We start from the raw sequence: 13,441 nt of genomic DNA, 5'->3' as shown, positions 1-13,441 counted from the left end.
TTCATCTAAGTCAGCAAGCATGTCTTTACGCTTACCTTTCTCAGGGAATTTCACACCTAGCTTTGTTAATTCTTCTTTCGCTTGCTCATGAGTTAATTTCCCAGATTTTTCTTGTTCAAAAATAGACTTTGCTTTTTCTTTTGTTGCTTCATCTAAGTCAGCAAGCATGTCTTTACGCTTACCTTTCTCAGGGAATTTCACACCTAGCTTTGTTAATTCTTCTTTTGCTTGTTCACGTGTTAATTTACCGGATTTCTCTTGCTCTAAAATCGATTTCGCTTTTTCTTTCGCCTGATCATCTAGCCCTGCAAACATATCTTTCCGTTTTTCTTTCTCTGGAAGGTTTACACCTAACTCCTTCAACTGTTTCTTTGTGTCGTCCATAATCGTTTTTACTTTTTGTTTTGTAGCGTCATCCAAATCTTTTTTCGCCGTTTTTGTAGACTGCTCAGCTGCTGGAGTATTCATTGCCGCGAATGCCGGAATACCGACTCCTCCAATGATTCCGAATGATAAAGCACCTGCAATCGCTAAATACCCAACTGTTTTCTTCTTCATAGGAAATTTCCTCCTTCATATTTCTAAAGCATGTACACTTTCGTATACAATGCCTATAGTAATGTTGGTTTCTTAACATTTCCTTAACGACTTAACAAAAAAACGCCGCTCATCCCGAGCGGCGTTGTTCTAAGCTTTTTGTAATTGTAATTCTTCACGTTCCATTATTCTTCTTAATACAATTGTTTGTGTCATTGTAAATAAATTACCCGTTATCCAGTACAACACAAGTCCTGATGGCGCCGCAAATCCCATAAATAGAATCATTGCTGGCATCATAATTTGCTGCACTTTCAGCATCTGTACTTGCTCTCCAGGTGTAATATTAGATTGGAAAACTTTCATCTGAATAAATGTCGTTAATGCTGCGATAATCGGTAATATATGATAAGGATCTGCATGTCCTAAGTTCACCCATAAAAATGAAGATGTGCGAATCTCTTCTGTTCGGCTAATCGCATAATACAAAGCAGAGAAAATCGGCATTTGTATAAAGAGTGGCCAGCAACCAGCAAGAGGATTCCAACCGCCTGATTTCATTAGTTCCGACATTTCCTTTTGATACTGCTTTTGTTTTTCAAGATCTTTACCCACATCACCGTATTTTTGTTTCAGCTTCTGCAGTTCAGGTTGCATTTTCTTCATTTTCGCTTGACTACGATATTGCGAAACAGCTAATGGGATCATTGCTGAACGAATAACGAGCGTCATAATAATGATAGCAATCCCGAAGCTAGCTCCCGGTATATGATGAGCAACAAATTGAATCATATACGAGATTGGATATACGAAATAATGATCCCAAATTCCCGTACTATGTGCATCGATTGTGCCTGCATTACTGCAGCCAGATAAAACAAAAACAAGTAATACTGATAAACTAATGAGCGCAGCTCGGTATGATTTTAACATGTTCATTCCTCCAATGTTTCGTAATTATTTAGCGAAACATTGGTGTATACGGACCGACCTCGTCATTCTCTTCACTGGATTCTTGTCTGCGCACAGAACGAATCATTCCATATTTATAAAAAATAGAGAAAAGCGATACATTACCAGTACCCTCTTCACACGTATTAACTAGTTTAAAAGCTCTTTGTCTACCGCTTGATGCTTGCTGACGCACAAAGCGAGAAACGTTAGCAAGGAAGAAAACTTCTAATAAACAAAGTGCTGTCGTTACAAACGATATATATAGAATTGCATCCTGCAATAAAAATTCCATCGCTTCACATCCTTAATAAGGTCATTTTAGCACATTCAACAAACATTCTCTATTTCCTTTTATCGTCAAAAAAGTATTTTGCATATTTTCTCAAGAAAACTATGCTAAAAAACTAATGTATTCGCTTTCTTTAGTATATTCACACGTATCCTTGTATAGGTTTAATTTGTTAGAAATTTATAAAATTTTCGCATTATAATAAAACTATTGCCAGTTTTTGAAAAAACCTTTATTCTCTTCTTGTAATCAAAAATGAATATGGAGATGAAACATACTATGGGTCAACTAGGAGACGCCGATTACGTTCCCGACACCGCCTTTTTATCCTTCCCAGCAGCTAAAACATTTCACTTAGAATTTATCATACAGTTGGTTGTTATTTTCGTAGCCTCTATTTTGTATGCAATTTCTATGAATATGTTCTTTATCCCGCATAACATGATTAGCGGTGGCTTCGCTGGTGTAGGGATGATTATCGGTTATTTAATGCACTACAATATCGGTGCACTTATCTTTTTACTAAACATTCCTCTTCTTATTTTAAGTCACTTTTACTTAGGCAAGAAGACAACCTTTTTAACAGCGTACTTTGTAGCTATATCATCGTTAGCGATGAACATTATCCCTGTACACCAAGTTTCAGACGATATTTTACTGTCTTCTGTATTTGGTGGTGTAATCTGCGGAGCAGCTTCCGGAATCATATTCCGATTTGCTTCTTCAACAGGTGGCTTTGATGTTGTTGGATTGATTGTAGCGAAACATCGAGATATTTCAATTGGAGCAATCATCTTTGGATTCAACTTAATCTTACTTGTTGCAGCAGGATTTATTTTCGGATGGGATATTACGCTTTATACGTTAATTAGCCGGTTTGTAGTCAGCAAAGTTATCGATGCTGTGCATACGAAACATATTAAATTAACGATAATGACAGTTACAGAAAAAGGCGAGGAAATAAAAAGCGCACTATTGCATCACGGCATACGCGGGGTGACAATGGTAGATGCTGTCGGCGGCTATACAAACCATAAGAAAAAAATGATTTACACTGTCGTGACTCGCTATGAGTTAGGCGAAATGAAACGTATTATCCGTCAAGTGGATAACAAAGCATTCATGAACATTACTGAAACAGTTGAAATTGTCGGCCGTTTCAAACGCATATAAAAAAGGTTAATACATGAAAGGGCATAACATATTAGTCATATATAATATGTTATGCCCTTTGTTATTCAACTAACGCACCCTTTAGCATAATAAACTCACGAAGTTTATTACTACAAATCGGAGGATAGCATTCCGTATACAATACTATCTGTCCATTCATTTTTACTCCAAAAATCTTGTATGAAATGGGCTTCCTTTCTCATGCCTATTCGTTCACACAATTTTTGTGAAGCTGTATTACGTGCATCAAGATTAGCTTGTATACGATGTACATGAAATTCATTAAATAATTTAAATACCAAACTACTTACTGCTTCTGTTGCCAAACCTCTCCCAGCTACTTCATTTGAAAAACTATAACCAATCTCAACAGTGTCTTTCATATTTGTGTACCATACGGATAAATCACCAACTACTTTAGTCTTGTATATAACTGCCAAACTTAATATTGATTCTTCAGTAAGTACATTGTTTGCTAGCTTCTTATTAAATCTTTTCTGCATGTCTTCATGAGTCCACTTATTATGTAATAGGAACTTACATGTATCATCATTATTATAAATAGCAAATACATCCTGTAAATCAGTACTCTTAAAAGGTCTAATTATTAATCTTTCTGTTGAGATCTCCAAGTTAGCTCTCCTCCCTTACATTCATGCTACAAAACATTTTTTATAGTATTTAAGCCTCCTTCTTAGATCTCACCTTGATTACATATTTCATCATAATAAATTAAAATCCTTCTTCCACTAAAATGCATTGTTAGTGGTATTTCCTTGCGATTTTTATTTTTTACACTTATTACAAAATCAGATAATTCTATTATTGTGGCCCTAAATGTGTTATAATGAAAGCAGACTCACAAAAAAAGAGTATATAGACTTGGAAGTTTCTCTTATTTTTACAAGCAAAAAGAAACGAGCAGTCAGGTATATTTCAAACACCATACACGTAACGGTTTAAAAAACCGATCATCTTAGTTATTCTTCCATGATCTTTTTATAAAAAGATACGTACAACTAAAATTCACTTCAATATACTATACCTACCTTTTTGACTTCCAAATCATCTTATTACATAAGGAGATGAACATATGAATCAATATATAAGATATACAATAGCTGTCCTGTTTGCTATTATCGGCGGAACAATCTGCTTCTGGACAAACACTCAGCTTGGAGAGAATATCATTTTTAATGGAATCGAAACGCTTGTAAGCGCTTCAATTTTAGGTGGATACATTTACTTCCTCTTCAATCCAGAAGAAAATGCACAAAAAACAATGTTATTAACAATGATCGGAATCGTTGGCGGATGTATTTCCTACTCAATGACTAACTATACATTACCACTTCAATTAAGCTCAGCTTTCTTCCACGGTCTATGGACTTGGTTCATTGCATTCTGCCTAGCAGACGTATTCAACCTTTTACAAGACAATGAAGAAGAGAACGGTCGCCAAATTGAAAGTAACTCGTAAGCTGGAAGATACTCTTCCAGCTTTTTTGTTTTGTTACTCTTTCCTGTTCATACCCCATCACTAAAATAAAAAGAAGCTACCCCCACGGCAACTTCTTTTCCACATACCCCATTCAGTATTCACTAAAATATATCAACGATTTTTTAAATATATCGATCATTTCTCCACTTATATCGGCGATTTTTTCATTATATCGACGCTTCGACACAGGATATCAACTTACCGACATCCTTCGACACTCAAAGCGTACAACATACCCTATCCCCCAAGCAATTTACTGCCGAACTCTACGATTAAAAAGATAACTAATAGGATCGCGAGTATCTTTAATGCCACATATGCTACTTTAAAAACAGCATAAATGAGCAAGACTATTAAAATAATCGTTAAAATTTCCATCTAGAATTCCTCCAAGCTTTGCTCTTCTTATCTTATTTTACTCGCCACAGACTTTTTATGGAACGGCAGAAGACGACATAGAAAAAAGAGGATACCTTACCCATCGTAAGATACCCTCTCTTTCAACTGCTCAAACCATTCTCTCTCTAATTGTAAATATCCCAGTTCATTCTTTTCAGCATTCTGTAATTCTTTATCGGCTTTCTTCATATACATACGGGAAGCTTCTAAATCATTCTCTGCATATGTAACAATTGCTTGTGCTCGATAATAACCATGTAAGTCTATTTTTGTAATGGCCTTCCAATGTTCCTTCGCTTCTTGCAGAGAAAGACGATCCATCTCATAAAGAGCTTTATATAAAAGATACCAACTATGAAAACTACTAACGAAAAATTTATTTTCTTTCGTTACAGGGAGTTTCACGATTTGTTCTACATACGGTATCGCTTTTTCCATTCCCTTTTGATCCGACCGGGCAAGGAAGACAAGCATAAGTCCGCTCATGATCTCTCTTACACTTTTATGTTCTTTTATTTTATCTTCGGTAAGTTCTACTAACCTCTTATCCCAATCTTTCGGCCTCTTATAACTAAATAACTCACTTGATACTTGAATATTATATAAATGCTGCCTCGCCTTTCCATCATCTTTAATTAAAATGAGAAATTGCATACCATCGCTCATAAGTGTTCCTTTTATCGGCACGATTGTAACCGCAAAAATGATAAAATGGAAAACAGAAAAATATAACAGATATTGATAATAACTCACCATGTATATGTAACCAAAAGTAATACCAAATAGGAAACTTGTAATTGGTCCACCTAAAGTCATCCATGCCCATTTTTTCGAAAGGTTCGGTGTTACTATAGAAGGCGGTATTAACATTGCCACGCCTCCGAAGTATGCCCATAATTTATTTTCTCGAATACGTACTTTCCCCTTCTCTTTTTGAACAGTAATAGGCCCTACTGTCATAAATTTAAATGTCAAACCACCCATTACGCCGAATATGACATGTCCTAACTCATGAATGATTACCACTAACAGAAAAATAGCCAATAATACCCATATGTTCAACATTGTTTCTAATTTTCCAGTTCGGATTACTCCGTATAAAATGGACAGAATTAACGCCACTGTCAGTGAACCAGCTGGCCTTCTTAAAATATCCACCTTTTTCTCCCCTTAATAAATCATTTTTCTATGCATTTCGTACATGAATTTTCCAAGATGCAATATCCAAATAAATGAGATTAAGCCAATTAATACAAAATCGATATCACTAGCCGCTGTATATATAACGGCAGCCCACCATACATATGCTAATATTGTATTCGTAAATTCATACGCTTTATATCCAGCCTCATGCACAATGTGCTTTAATCCTTCATCTGCATTTTTCGTCCACATTTTCATAGATTCTATATACGTTACACCTTGTTCAGGATATAGCTTGTTATAACGATTTTTTGTTATGAGCCCGATAACCACTACAATAGTTAAACAGAAGATAGAAGCTACTAAATTCCACACTGCAAATGAAACATTTGTATCCTGCAACAGTGCACGTCTACATGTAATAACTGCATATACAAACCATGCCTGCGTAACTATATCACCTACACGTAAATATATACTTATAATGCCTAATTTTCTGCCTTGTACGCTCTCTTCTTCATCGCGTGCCTCCGCTAACATACGTGTATTCTTCCAAGTGTAGTACATCATTAAAATTCCAAAAATAGTACATACACCTATAAATGTATTAGATGATAATTCTCTCGGTTCATCCGAGAGTAAATTTAAAGCTATATAAGATGTTAAAAAGCCACCCATCATACTTAATGCTATTTTCCCCACAAAATCAAATTGTTTTTTTCGTTTACTCTTCATCATCCTCTTCTCCCTCCACTAACGTAAATATTTCCTCCACCCGTACATTGAAAATTTGTGCGATTTTTAGCGACAATACAATAGATGGTGCATAATCCCCGCGCTCAATTAAACTAATCGTTTGCCGTGATGATCCTATCGCTTTCCCTAAATCCCCTTGTGATAAACGATGCTTTGCTCGCAATTCCCTCACTCGATTTTGAAGCTTCATGTCTTCCCTCTTTTTCATTTATTTAATTAAAATTGTAAATAACATCCTCATTTTTGTCAATTATAATTGTCATTACGACTATAATAATTGACAAAAATAAAGATGTATTATGATGAAAATAACTTATATAATGAATGTGAAATATTAAACAAAGGAGGTTCCATATGAAGAAAACATCTACCTTTTCTTACATTCTTACTAAGCTTACAGCAGCTTTATTATTATTACTTATTAGCACGCTTCTCTTAACAACTAGTCAACAAACATTATATAGTTTCTTAGCTGGATTACGAGAACTACTATATGTTCCCTTCGTTCCTATTCTTGCGGCATATGCAATTTTTTGTTCTATTTGCATCGATAAATTGAAATTAAAAACATATACAAGACTGAAGACATTATGCCTTTATATTTTTTGCGGCTATTTATTTTCTCTTCCATTCCTAATGTTTAAAGAAGCTAGTCTAATACAGTTCTTGTTTCTCGGATCAATTGGAGCAGTGTGTTCTCTTTTTTTCTACTTATGTGCAGTTATAGCAACAAAACTTAAGTGGATACAATATGTCGTGCCAGGCATTATGCTTATTATATTTATCACAATCAACTTTATCGATCTAGAAAAGGTTGGAACATCAAAAGAACAATGGGTCGAAACAAAAACAGAAAACTCTTTCGAAGCATCTTTTCAACATTTTAGTGGTGAACATAAAGTCCCCATTGAACTAAAACGAGGTGACATATTAGAATTTACCATTGAATCACGAGCTGAAAATCCGGATGGCTACATGGGAGCCGTAAAAATGGCTAGTGAGTTTCAAGAGGAAGAAAATTATTTAGCTTCAAACGGTCCTAATACATACCAATTTGCAGCAATTAAGACGGGAACGTATTACATTATAGTTAATGGCAATAAGTTAAAAGGAAAGTTGAGAATAGATTGGAATATAAAATAAAAAGGCAGTGCGTTTGCACTGCCTTCCTAAATTTTGACATAGAATGGATTTCATATTAACTTGCGTTTTGTAACAATACTCGTTTCAACTGTTTGCGGAAACGAACACCTAACGTAATTGCTACAATCACAATCACTCCAAAAATGATTTTACCGATGTGACCTTCTAACACTCCAAAAATATCATGTAAGTTGCCACCTAACCAGTAACCACCGATTAAGAAGAATGATACCCAAAATAGAGCACCTGAGTAAATTGTAATTGCAAAACGACGGAATGGTAAGTTAATAATTCCTGCAAAGTATCCTGTAAAATGACGTACACCAGGAATAAAGAAACCGATAAAAATCAGGAAGTATCCATACTTATCAAACCACATTCTTGTTAAGTCGATTTTTCTTTGTGTTAAAAATACGTATTTCCCATACTTTTGAACAAAGGGCATACCTAATTTATTTCCTAAAAAGTATTGAATTGTCATTCCTACACTTGTCCCAATAAAGGATAGGATAATTAAAATCGGTAAACTTAAATCGCCCTTCTGCGCTAAAAATCCTGCATATGCTAACGTTGGCTCTCCCGGAAAAGGAAGTGCAATATATTCTAACAGCAAACCAACAAGTACAACATAGTACCCGTATTGCTGAAATAATTCATGAATCCATTCCATGTCATCTCTCCTTTCAATCACGTACAACTTCTTACTATTATTGTATAAAAAAATTGTCGAAATAACTATCACAATAGCTTACATTTTTATTACATTTTTGTAAGACTCACACTAAAGTTTTCTGTTCTTTATTTACTTCTATGTACGTTCATTTAAAAACAACTTAACAAATATATACCGTGAGAAACCTGGCCTTAATATACATTTTCCATCCAGTTTTTAACATTTAAAAATCACATTATTTCGTTCTCAATAAAAAACCACTACAAACTCATACTAACTTCATATTAGCTTCATATACGTATTGTAAGATTATAGCGGAATTTGTTGAAAAATTTAACTAATATATTACTAATCATTAAATTGAATAAATATAAGTCGCTTTTCGAAATTAAAAAAAGGGTGAATAAGAAATGGAAGCTTATAAAATGCACGATTTTATTAATACAAATGTTGAATCTCACCAAAATGAAACCGTTTTTAATTTACACATATGTGAAACAAGTGAATTTGACGTAAGTTTAACAAAATCTACAACACTGTCTTTTATCGTTTCAAAAAAGAACATTAAGATTGTTACGAAAAAATGGATTAATTCAAATCAAGAAAGCATGATTGGTAAAAGTTACATCATTCCAACGAAAGCTTTCCACTACTTCTTACCAATTATTTCTGAAACTGAAGATGAGCTAAATATTCAAGTTCAAAGTTTTGGACTACATGGTGAACTTTTACTAAATGAAAGATTACTTATTGATAAAAACAACAAACAAAATCCAAAGATTACTACCTTCTTTGAAACATTAGATGAAAATGTAAATAAAGTATTACGAGGATTGCAAATTCATTGTATGTAAGACTATTACAATAGTAAAAAGGAGAATATAATGAAAAAACTATTATTAAGCGCACTATTATCATTAGGATTTTTAACTATTCCATTCACAAATGCTGAGGCAGCTACAACGAACGATCAACTGATTGTAAACACGCAGTTAAATAAAATGGATTATTATCAAAATGGAAAATTTATAAAGAGTTTTACTGTCGCTACTGGAAAAGCAGCTACTCCTACACCTAAAGGTACTTTTCAAATCGTAAATAAAATTAAAAATCGTCCTTATTATACAGGCAAAATTAAAGGCGGCGATCCACGTAATCCACTTGGTGACCGTTGGCTCGGACTAAACATGGCAGGAACTTACGGAACAACTTATGCGATTCATGGTACGAACAATAATCAGGCAATTGGCAAATGGACAACACTAGGTTGCATTCGTATGTATAACAATGATATACACTGGTTATTTGAGCGTATTCCCCAGCAGGCTACTGTCACTGTAAAATAACCTAACAACACGATTTACGTGTAGCCAAGAATTTTATATCTTGGCTTATTTTATTTCTTCATTTACAGTAGCAAAACAACTGTATTTACATATATAATAGGGATAGATTGTATTAAGTAACATCTAAACATTGATAAACATGGATATTAAAATTATACAGTTATAATATTTTATAAATTTTACAATACATACTATAATAGAATTACTGTAATTCTTAAATATTCAGTTTCACTAAACAACTCCCCTTGCTACTTTCATGATTATTTTATGGCGGGGGCTTATTATATGTATAAACAATCTGAGTCATCGGAAAAATGATGAATTCGAATATTGCAGTAAAAAGCGTTATTTAGGAGGTGTTACTATGACGCATATACTGGTGATTGAAGACAACCCAGATATACAAGAACTAATTCGTGAATTTCTAATGGCACAAAACTTTACCGTTGATGTCGTTGGCGCTGGAACAGAAGGTATACTTCTTTTCCAAAAAAATTCATACGATCTTGTCCTCCTTGATGTGATGTTACCAGATATAGATGGCTATAGTATTTGTAAAATTATGCGAGGACAATCTGATGTACCGATCATTATGTTAACAGGCTTACATAATGAAGAAAGTGAAATTAAAGGATTTGAATTAGGTATTGATGACTATATTACGAAACCGTTCCATTACACCGTATTTATTAAACGTGTAGAAGCTGTATTAAGAAGGGCAGCAACGAAGGAAGCAGAAACCGCAAATATACTACAATTCCGTGAATTGATGTTAAATTCTACAGCATATGCCGCTTATGTTCATGGTAATCAAATTGAATTAACAACAAAGGAATTTGAAATTATTTATACTTTACTGCAAAATCGGGGAAAAGTATTATCAAGAAGTGATTTGCTGAATAAGGTATGGGGCTATGAACATTATGGTGATGTAAGAGTTATAGATACACATATTAAAAACTTAAGAAAAAAATTAGGGATTCCTTATATTAAAACGGTGAAAGGCATTGGCTACAAAATCGAATCGTAGCACAGACAACATCACCAAAAATATTTTCATCAAAACCTTATTATTTTGTATTCTTTTATCACTTTGTCTTTATCAAATTATTTACTTCCTAGCTTCAAACTACGATAAAGAACGTTTTGCAAAAGAAAATGGAGCGCTGTCTACAGAACAAGCAGATTCAGACAAACAAAACGACCAAAGTAAAACGAATCAAAATAAAGCTGTATCACAGGGAGACATTTTTAATTTCCAATCTTCTATTATAGATTATAAATCACTCTCTACAGCTATCAATCATCTTTTGCAGCCTAGCCAAACTGCAAAAGCAAAAGAACATACACAAAGTAGTACGGGGAAAAATAGCACTTCTGCTCCACTTACAGAGATGGAAAAGCAAGTCGCTACTAATGATGCCTTACATAAACAAAATGCAGCAAGTAAAACAAATGATGCACAAGATAATCCAAAATTAACAGATGTACTGCAGCAATTAGCTCCACATATTGGCGCGACAATGCTTGCATTATCTTTACTCGGATCTTTAATTTATACAAAACTAATTGCCAAACCTTTTCAATTTATGAGCGATGCTTTAAAAGATATTATGAATCTTGATTTCTCAGATAAAAAGCTACTTAACAAAAATACAGACCAAACTGATTTTAATTTACAAGTAGCTGCTTCACAGGTCCCAAATATCGTGAAGAATTTACATGCAAGCAATCAAGATTTAAGAAACGAGCTCAAGAGAGAACAACAATTAGAACAATCTCGTAAAGAATTTATGTCTATGGTATCCCATGAATTAAAAACACCAATCGCAGCCGTTATGGGACAACTAGATGGCATGATTCACGGAATTGGAGCTTATAAAGATAGAGATAAATATTTAAAACGTTCCTATGAAATGATGCAAGATATTAACATATTAACGGAAAAAATGTCGGAATTATCCAAAATACAAAACCCTCAATTTAAACCTGATTTAAAAGTTATCTCATTAACTACTATTATTGAGGATGTTATGAAGAAAGTAGATTACTTTGTATCTGTAAAGCAATTAAATGTTCAATCTAACATTAAGCAAGATGTACAAATTTTAGCTGACCCTAAATTTATTCAAACTGCTATTTTTAACATTATTTCAAATGCAATTCATTACACAATTGACCATCAGCATGTATATATAAAGCTTTATGAAAAGCCAAACGGTTACGCATTAGAAGTACTAAATACAGGTTCACAAATAGATGAAGATAAACTTGCCCATTTATTTGAACCATTCTATCGCGCAAACCCTGACAAACACGGCTTAGTACAAGGTAGTGGTCTTGGGTTATACATTGTAAAACAAATACTAGATAAGCATCAGTTTCCTTATGGGATACAAAACACACCTCAAGGTGTAAAATGCTCCATTGTATTTCCAAAAGCAATGTAAAAACCTACTACAATTTCATACCCCAAATTCATACTTCGTATGAGTGGCGGAATTTTGTAGAGTGTCTTACTCTGTTTCGTTCGCCCGTTGTCCTTATTTGGATAGCGGGCGTTTTTTATTATTTAAAAGGAGGATTTTCATGGAGAAATTTAAGTATTCATTACTTGTTTTATTCGGAGCTTGTAGCTACGGCGTACTTTCAACGATTTTCAAACTCGGATTCATTGATGGATTTTCAGCACATCAACTATTAGGAGGACAATATGTCTTCGGATGGATTGGGCTTCTTCTGCTCGTTCTTTTCGTTTCACGTCATAAAGTAACAAAAAAGCAATTCTTTTCCTTACTAACAGTTGGCACAACAATGAGTATGACTGGTATCTTCTACGCTATTTCTGTAGAAGAACTACCAGCATCTATCGCTGTTGTCCTACTCTTCCAGTTCACATGGATTGGTGTAGTTATAGAAGCAATCGCTAATCGAACATTACCAAGCCGTGAGAAAGTTATATCTATCATTATTTTATTTACTGGAACATTGTTTGCAGGCGGTGTCTTTGAAGGTCTCGGACAAAACTTTTCCACGAAAGGTATTATCTTTGGTCTATTAGCCGCTGTCTCTTTTTCATTCTATGTTTTTGCAAGCGGGCGTGTTGCTACAGAAGTTCCGCCTTATACGAAAAGCTTTCTTATGACAACAAGTGCTACTCTTATCGTATGCCTATTCTTCCCGCCAACCTTTTTAACGGATGGTGCCCTGCAAGCCGGTCTTTGGAAATACGCTTTCTTCCTCGGATTGTTCGGCGTTGTCGTACCTGTCATTTGTTTTTCAATTGGTGTACCGAAAGTAGGAACAGGACTTAGTACAATACTAGGAGCAGCTGAATTACCAACGGCCATTATCGCTTCTATTACACTTGTACATGAAGTCGTAACCTTCATGCAGTGGATTGGGATCATCTTTATACTACTTGGCATTTTCACCCCTCAGCTGCTTACGGCTAGGAAAGAAAAGAAACATAGTAGCGTGCATAGTGCGTAACAAAAGACCTTTCATTGATTTGAAAGGTCTTTTTC

At 34.4% G+C, this 13,441-nt stretch carries 16 protein-coding genes and 1 pseudogene; 8 read left to right on the top strand and 9 right to left on the bottom strand.

The window, feature by feature from the left end; genetic code table 11:
• The 3 genes and pseudogenes from FS802_RS31730 to FS802_RS22285 form a co-directional block, all read right to left on the bottom strand.
• A pseudogene (locus FS802_RS31730) lies at window positions 1-558 on the bottom strand (hypothetical protein); the annotation flags it as partial.
• A 129-nt stretch (window positions 559-687) separates the two neighbouring features.
• On the bottom strand, window positions 688-1,470 hold the full coding sequence (gene yidC, locus FS802_RS22290) for a membrane protein insertase YidC (protein WP_000920517.1): 783 nt from the start codon (window positions 1,468-1,470) through the stop codon (window positions 688-690).
• Window positions 1,471-1,498: 28 nt separating this feature from the next.
• Window positions 1,499-1,783, bottom strand: coding sequence for a hypothetical protein (locus FS802_RS22285; protein ID WP_000394931.1), 285 nt, complete (start codon window positions 1,781-1,783; stop codon window positions 1,499-1,501).
• A 276-nt stretch (window positions 1,784-2,059) separates the two neighbouring features.
• On the opposite strand from FS802_RS22285, the gene FS802_RS22280 reads away from it, so the two are divergent.
• Window positions 2,060-2,953 carry a YitT family protein gene (locus FS802_RS22280; RefSeq protein ID WP_000530033.1) on the top strand — a complete coding sequence of 298 codons (894 nt, stop codon included), beginning with the start codon at window positions 2,060-2,062 and terminating at the stop codon, window positions 2,951-2,953.
• Between the two features lie 110 nt (window positions 2,954-3,063).
• Here the strand turns inward: FS802_RS22280 and FS802_RS22275 are convergent, their stop codons facing one another.
• Window positions 3,064-3,585 carry a GNAT family N-acetyltransferase gene (locus FS802_RS22275; protein WP_098720810.1) on the bottom strand — a complete coding sequence of 174 codons (522 nt, stop codon included), beginning with the start codon at window positions 3,583-3,585 and terminating at the stop codon, window positions 3,064-3,066.
• A gap of 461 nt (window positions 3,586-4,046) precedes the next feature.
• On the opposite strand from FS802_RS22275, the gene FS802_RS22270 reads away from it, so the two are divergent.
• Window positions 4,047-4,433, top strand: a complete 387-nt coding sequence (locus tag FS802_RS22270; protein WP_001077775.1) for a DUF3938 domain-containing protein — start codon at window positions 4,047-4,049, stop codon at window positions 4,431-4,433.
• 258 nt (window positions 4,434-4,691) lie between these two features.
• On the opposite strand, the gene FS802_RS22260 is transcribed toward FS802_RS22270, so the two are convergent.
• The 4 genes from FS802_RS22260 to FS802_RS22245 all read right to left on the bottom strand — a co-directional run bounded on the left by FS802_RS22260 (window position 4,692) and on the right by FS802_RS22245 (window position 6,942).
• Window positions 4,692-4,832, bottom strand: coding sequence for a DUF3985 family protein (locus FS802_RS22260; RefSeq protein WP_000404783.1), 141 nt, complete (start codon window positions 4,830-4,832; stop codon window positions 4,692-4,694).
• Window positions 4,833-4,928: 96 nt separating this feature from the next.
• Window positions 4,929-6,011: a M50 family metallopeptidase gene (locus FS802_RS22255; protein WP_000353765.1), complete on the bottom strand. Its 1,083-nt coding sequence runs from the start codon at window positions 6,009-6,011 to the stop codon at window positions 4,929-4,931.
• Window positions 6,012-6,023: 12 nt separating this feature from the next.
• Window positions 6,024-6,731 carry a DUF3169 family protein gene (locus FS802_RS22250; RefSeq protein ID WP_033657711.1) on the bottom strand — a complete coding sequence of 236 codons (708 nt, stop codon included), beginning with the start codon at window positions 6,729-6,731 and terminating at the stop codon, window positions 6,024-6,026.
• Window positions 6,721-6,942: a helix-turn-helix transcriptional regulator gene (locus FS802_RS22245; protein ID WP_000776169.1), complete on the bottom strand. Its 222-nt coding sequence runs from the start codon at window positions 6,940-6,942 to the stop codon at window positions 6,721-6,723. The genes FS802_RS22250 and FS802_RS22245 overlap by 11 nt, the downstream gene beginning before the upstream one ends.
• Window positions 6,943-7,106: 164 nt before the next feature.
• On the opposite strand from FS802_RS22245, the gene FS802_RS22240 reads away from it, so the two are divergent.
• Window positions 7,107-7,895, top strand: a complete 789-nt coding sequence (locus FS802_RS22240) for a hypothetical protein (RefSeq protein ID WP_144525483.1) — start codon at window positions 7,107-7,109, stop codon at window positions 7,893-7,895.
• Between the two features lie 55 nt (window positions 7,896-7,950).
• Here FS802_RS22240 and FS802_RS22235 read toward each other — a convergent pair whose 3' ends face one another.
• Window positions 7,951-8,565 (bottom strand): DedA family protein, encoded by a 615-nt coding sequence (locus FS802_RS22235; RefSeq protein ID WP_000454765.1) that lies wholly within the window; start codon window positions 8,563-8,565, stop codon window positions 7,951-7,953.
• A 413-nt stretch (window positions 8,566-8,978) separates the two neighbouring features.
• Between FS802_RS22235 and FS802_RS22230 the strand changes: the two genes are divergently transcribed.
• The 5 genes from FS802_RS22230 to FS802_RS22210 all read left to right on the top strand — a co-directional run bounded on the left by FS802_RS22230 (window position 8,979) and on the right by FS802_RS22210 (window position 13,406).
• Entirely contained in the window at window positions 8,979-9,422 is a 444-nt protein-coding gene (locus FS802_RS22230) for a DUF3978 family protein (protein ID WP_000388758.1), read from the top strand.
• Window positions 9,423-9,452: 30 nt separating this feature from the next.
• Entirely contained in the window at window positions 9,453-9,914 is a 462-nt protein-coding gene (locus tag FS802_RS22225; protein ID WP_000735052.1) for a L,D-transpeptidase, read from the top strand.
• Window positions 9,915-10,278: 364 nt separating this feature from the next.
• The gene (locus FS802_RS22220) at window positions 10,279-10,944 is read left to right on the top strand and encodes a response regulator transcription factor (protein WP_000148836.1); all 666 of its coding nucleotides are present in this window, start codon (window positions 10,279-10,281) and stop codon (window positions 10,942-10,944) included.
• Complete coding sequence (locus FS802_RS22215; RefSeq protein WP_000201984.1) at window positions 10,922-12,364, top strand: sensor histidine kinase; 1,443 nt, start codon at window positions 10,922-10,924, stop codon at window positions 12,362-12,364. The genes FS802_RS22220 and FS802_RS22215 overlap by 23 nt, the downstream gene beginning before the upstream one ends.
• A gap of 139 nt (window positions 12,365-12,503) precedes the next feature.
• Window positions 12,504-13,406, top strand: a complete 903-nt coding sequence (locus tag FS802_RS22210) for an EamA family transporter (protein WP_000410502.1) — start codon at window positions 12,504-12,506, stop codon at window positions 13,404-13,406.
• Window positions 13,407-13,441: the final 35 nt, after the last annotated feature.

The organism is Bacillus sp. DE0042 (assembly GCF_007680225.1).
In the GTDB taxonomy this organism is placed as follows: Bacteria; Bacillota; Bacilli; order Bacillales; family Bacillaceae_G; genus Bacillus_A; species Bacillus_A wiedmannii.
Note: the sequence above shows the minus strand (reverse complement) of the source record. Positions and strands in the feature narration are given on the sequence as shown.

Excerpts from the sequence above, each read along its gene's own strand:
- FS802_RS22245 (WP_000776169.1), bottom strand. The coding sequence starts at position 6,942 with ATGAAGCTTCAAAATCGAGTGAGGGAATTGCGAGCAAAGCATCGTTTA.
- FS802_RS22225 (WP_000735052.1), top strand. The coding sequence starts at position 9,453 with ATGAAAAAACTATTATTAAGCGCACTATTATCATTAGGATTTTTAACT.
- FS802_RS22210 (WP_000410502.1), top strand. The coding sequence starts at position 12,504 with ATGGAGAAATTTAAGTATTCATTACTTGTTTTATTCGGAGCTTGTAGC.
- FS802_RS22220 (WP_000148836.1), top strand. The coding sequence starts at position 10,279 with ATGACGCATATACTGGTGATTGAAGACAACCCAGATATACAAGAACTA.
- FS802_RS22285 (WP_000394931.1), bottom strand. The coding sequence starts at position 1,783 with ATGGAATTTTTATTGCAGGATGCAATTCTATATATATCGTTTGTAACG.
- FS802_RS22270 (WP_001077775.1), top strand. The coding sequence starts at position 4,047 with ATGAATCAATATATAAGATATACAATAGCTGTCCTGTTTGCTATTATC.
- yidC (WP_000920517.1), bottom strand. The coding sequence starts at position 1,470 with ATGTTAAAATCATACCGAGCTGCGCTCATTAGTTTATCAGTATTACTT.
- FS802_RS22250 (WP_033657711.1), bottom strand. The coding sequence starts at position 6,731 with ATGAAGAGTAAACGAAAAAAACAATTTGATTTTGTGGGGAAAATAGCA.
- FS802_RS22230 (WP_000388758.1), top strand. The coding sequence starts at position 8,979 with ATGGAAGCTTATAAAATGCACGATTTTATTAATACAAATGTTGAATCT.
- FS802_RS22260 (WP_000404783.1), bottom strand. The coding sequence starts at position 4,832 with ATGGAAATTTTAACGATTATTTTAATAGTCTTGCTCATTTATGCTGTT.
- FS802_RS22240 (WP_144525483.1), top strand. The coding sequence starts at position 7,107 with ATGAAGAAAACATCTACCTTTTCTTACATTCTTACTAAGCTTACAGCA.
- FS802_RS22280 (WP_000530033.1), top strand. The coding sequence starts at position 2,060 with ATGGGTCAACTAGGAGACGCCGATTACGTTCCCGACACCGCCTTTTTA.
- FS802_RS22235 (WP_000454765.1), bottom strand. The coding sequence starts at position 8,565 with ATGGAATGGATTCATGAATTATTTCAGCAATACGGGTACTATGTTGTA.